Raw genomic sequence first — 3,619 nt, 5'->3', positions numbered from 1 at the left:
CCCTACACGGCGCTCGCCCCGCCGTCGACCGCCATCGCCGCCCCGGTGATGAACGACGCCCTCTCGCTGCACAGCCAGGCGGCCGCCTGCGCCACCTCCACGGGCGCGCAGATCCGCCGCTGCACGGACTCGGCCATGAAGACCTCCTCCAGCTCCGGCACGGCGGCCAGCACGCCGTCCATCATCTCCGTGCGCGTGGCTCCGACCACGAGCGCGTTGCAGCGCACGCCCGAGCGTCCGTACTCGAGCGCGGCCGCCCGGGTCAGCCCGATCACCGCATGCTTGGCCGCCACATAGGCGGCCGAGGCGCCGGTGGCCCTGGTGCCGGCGACGCTGGAGGTATTGACCACCGACCCGCCGCACGGGGAGCGCAGCATCACGGGTATCTGGTGGCGCAGGCAGTTCCACACCCCGCGCACGTTGACGTCGAGCGTCCTGTCGTAGGTCTCGTCGTCGGTCTCGTGCAGCGGCGTGCCGGCGGTGGCGTAGCCGGCGTTGTTGAACGCCGCGTCCAGCGTGCCGAAGGTGTCGACCGCGGCCCGCACGGCCTGGGCCACGTCCTGCGACGACGTCACGTCACCGGCAACCCCCAGCGCCCGGCCGCCGCCGTCGCGGATCTCCTCGACGAGCGCATCCAGCCGCTCCTTGCGCCGCGCCATCAGCACCACCGCGGCCCCCTCCTGCGCGAACAGCCGGGCGGCCGCCGCCCCGATCCCGCTGGACGCCCCGGTGATCATGGCCACCCTGCCGTCCAGCAGCGCCCGCTTCCCGTCCATGGCCGCATGCCCCCTCATCTGTCGTGTCCGCCGCGTTGGCCGCGCTGGCCGTGTCCGTCGTGCCCGTCGCGTCCGTCGTGTCCGTGGTGCCCGTCGTTGCGAAAGGCAGTTGTGCCCGCTCCCGCACGCCGCCCTACCCGGGCCACACCGTGCCCTCGGCCACCTGGGCGTCGAGGGTGTGCAGCAGTTCCTCGTCGACCGTGTGCAGCGAGTCGACCAGATGCTGCACCCCCGCCTCCCGCATCAGCTGCCGCTGGAAACTGTGCTCGAAGTGGCTCGGATGGCCGATGAACGCCATGCCCAGGCGCCGGGCCTCCTCCGCGACCCTGGCCACGTCGTCGACGACCAGCACCTGGTCGTAGCTGAGGCCGAAGTACTCGGTGGCGATCTCGTGCAGGCCCGGCCGCACGGCATCGGTGCAGATGTAGCCCGGGGCGTCGAACAGCTCGGCGTGCTCGCCGAGGAACCTCTCGAAGTGATCCCTGGCCAGGCCGCCGTAACAGACCGTCCGCAGCCCCGCCCGCCGCAGCCGCGCGACGAGTTCGAGGGCCCCCTCGGTCACCCGCACCGCATGCCCGGCCACATACCGGGCACGTTCCTCGAAATACGCCTCGAGCGCCTCCTCCCCGCTCATCGCGCCGCCCACGGACTCCGCGAGCAGCCGGCCCGCGACCGCACGCGGCTGGGAGAAGATGCTGCGCTCCAGCTCGAGCGTGCACGCGCGGCCGCGGCTCGCCAGGAACTGATGAATGACCGGACTGAAAGTGTCATTGAGCATGACACCGTCGATGTTCACCGCACCCAGACGCAGATGTGCCAGACCGTGCCCCATGTGAACCCCCCTGATCGTGACGCCGCATCGATGACGACGCCCCTGACACGCGACCTCAGCCGGCCGCCCTGGTCGTGCCCGAAGTGGTGCCCGTAGTGGTGCCTGTGATGGTGCCCGTGGTGGTGCCCGTGCCGTTGTACGCCGCCACCACCCGGGACGCCGCGACGTCCCGGCCTCAGCCGGCCGGGCCGCTCTGGTGGTGCCCGTGATGGTGCCGGTGGTGGTGCCCGTGCCGTTGTACGCCGCCACCACCCGGGGCGCCGCGGCGTCCCGGCCTCAGCCAGCCGCTCTGGTGGTGCCCGTGGTGGTGCCTGCAGTGGTGCCGGTGGTGGTGCCTGTGCCGTTGTGTGCCGCCCCCGCCGCTCCCGCCCGGGGCACTGTGGTGTCGCGGCCTCAGCCGGCCGCTCTGGTGGTGCCCGAAGTGGTGCCTGCAGTGGTGCCGGTGGTGGTGCCCGTGCCGTTGTGCGCCGCCCCCGCCGCCTCCGCCGCTTTCGCCCGGGGCGCTGCGGCGTCGCGGATGGCCGCCTGCACCCGGGCGGGATCGACCTGGGTGCGGGCGATGACGGCCGGCACGGCGATGCCGGGCAGGAGCAGCCGCCACATCCTCACCGCCCGCTGCGCGAGGTCCGCCCGCGCCTCACTGACGACGGCCGAGTACATCTGCATGCCGGTGCACGCCTCGACCACGAACTCGGCGAGCTCGGCAGGCTCGACACCGGCCTGCAGCTCCCCCCTGGCCGCGGCTGCCTCGAGGCACTCGGTCATGATCTGGCTCCACTCCTGGTACGGAGTGGCGTCCTTCACCCCGAACGCCCCCTGCTCCCCGGTCAGCCGCACACCCGCCCGCAGCAGCGGGTCGACCTGCAGCTGATACGCCCAGACCATCGTGATGTCCACCAGCCGCTGCAGCCCCTGCGACTTCAGCCACGGGATGATCGAAGCGGGCTGGGCGTTCATGACCGCACGGGCAAGATCCTCCTTCGACGCGAAGTGGAAATACAGCGCACCCGCCGTCAGCCCCGCCCTCTTCAGAATGCGGTTGATGCTCGCACCGGCGAAACCGGCCTCGTCGAAGACCTCCGCGGCCGCCCGGAGAATCGCCTCCCGGGTCTGGACAGCACGCTCCTGCTTCGGCTGCTGCTGAGCCACCCCACACCTCCCAAAGAAAAAGAACGTTCCTTACGTTACTAGCCTGCCCGGCCCCGCGCCAGTGCCAGCGGAACCCCGCCTTTTAGTTGTGCGGTTTATGAGCATATCTTGCCATTTATGGCAACGGACTTGACCAACGCTTGAGTATCAATTGACTTTCGCTTGGGCGCAAAACAAAAAGAGCAATCTTTATTTTCTTCGTCAGGAACGGCTGCCCAGACGCCCCCGGGTGCCACGCACCCGCCTCGGAAGGGAAACCCCTGCATGTCCATCACGGCTTCCGGCCCGGTGACACCCAGCTCCCTGGCCACGACGGTCCCCCGCGCTTACGTGCACAAGCAGGCGCAGTCCGAGGTCCTGCTCACCGGCTGGCAGCCCGCCGGCGACAACCGCCACCGCGTCAGCGCACGCTGGCCGCTCGGCCACCCCTTCTACACACCCGCAGACGGGCTGCACGACCCGCTGCTCATCGCCGAGACCGTCCGCCAGTGCGTGCCGCTGCTCAGCCACGCCGCCTACGGCGTGCCCTTCGGCCACCGCCAGGCCTGGAGCCGCTTCGGCTACCGCATCAACCCCGAAGCCCTGACCGCCACCAACACCGACGCCGCGGTCGAACTGCACATCACCTGCACCGACGTGGCACGCCGCGCCGGCCGCCTGACCTCACTGACCCTGCACGCCGAACTGCAGGTCGACGGGCACTACCTCGGCACCGCCCACACCACCTTCGCCAACCTCTCCCCCACCGTCTACCCCCGCCTGCGCGGCCCCTACGCCGACCTCACCGAAGCCACCCGACACGCCATCCCCCTCGCCCCGCCGATGCCGCCGGTCCAGGTCGCCCGCACCCACCACGCCGATG

General features: G+C 71.0%; 3 protein-coding genes and 1 pseudogene. 1 reads left to right on the top strand and 3 read right to left on the bottom strand.

The window, feature by feature from the left end:
• Positions 1-2 precede the first annotated feature (2 nt).
• The 3 genes and pseudogenes from FNH09_RS45295 to FNH09_RS45285 form a co-directional block, all read right to left on the bottom strand.
• Positions 3-776 (bottom strand): SDR family NAD(P)-dependent oxidoreductase, encoded by a 774-nt coding sequence (locus tag FNH09_RS45295; protein WP_152895700.1) that lies wholly within the window; start codon positions 774-776, stop codon positions 3-5.
• 133 nt (positions 777-909) lie between these two features.
• A complete protein-coding gene (locus FNH09_RS45290) occupies positions 910-1,554 on the bottom strand; it encodes an HAD family hydrolase (protein ID WP_238427482.1) in 645 nt (214 codons plus the stop codon).
• Between the two features lie 585 nt (positions 1,555-2,139).
• Positions 2,140-2,757 (bottom strand): annotated as a pseudogene (locus FNH09_RS45285) (ScbR family autoregulator-binding transcription factor); the annotation flags it as partial.
• 264 nt (positions 2,758-3,021) lie between these two features.
• Here FNH09_RS45285 and FNH09_RS45280 point away from each other — a divergent pair.
• A partial coding sequence (locus FNH09_RS45280) for an AfsA-related hotdog domain-containing protein (protein WP_274390316.1) occupies positions 3,022-3,619 on the top strand: 598 nt, incomplete at its 3' end.

It is taken from the genome of Streptomyces adustus (genome assembly GCF_009377175.1).
In the GTDB taxonomy this organism is placed as follows: Bacteria; Actinomycetota; Actinomycetes; order Streptomycetales; family Streptomycetaceae; genus Streptomyces; species Streptomyces adustus.
This window is presented reverse-complemented; position numbering and strand designations above follow the sequence as displayed.

Excerpts from the sequence above, each read along its gene's own strand:
- FNH09_RS45295 (WP_152895700.1), bottom strand. The coding sequence starts at position 776 with ATGGACGGGAAGCGGGCGCTGCTGGACGGCAGGGTGGCCATGATCACC.
- FNH09_RS45290 (WP_238427482.1), bottom strand. The coding sequence starts at position 1,554 with ATGCTCAATGACACTTTCAGTCCGGTCATTCATCAGTTCCTGGCGAGC.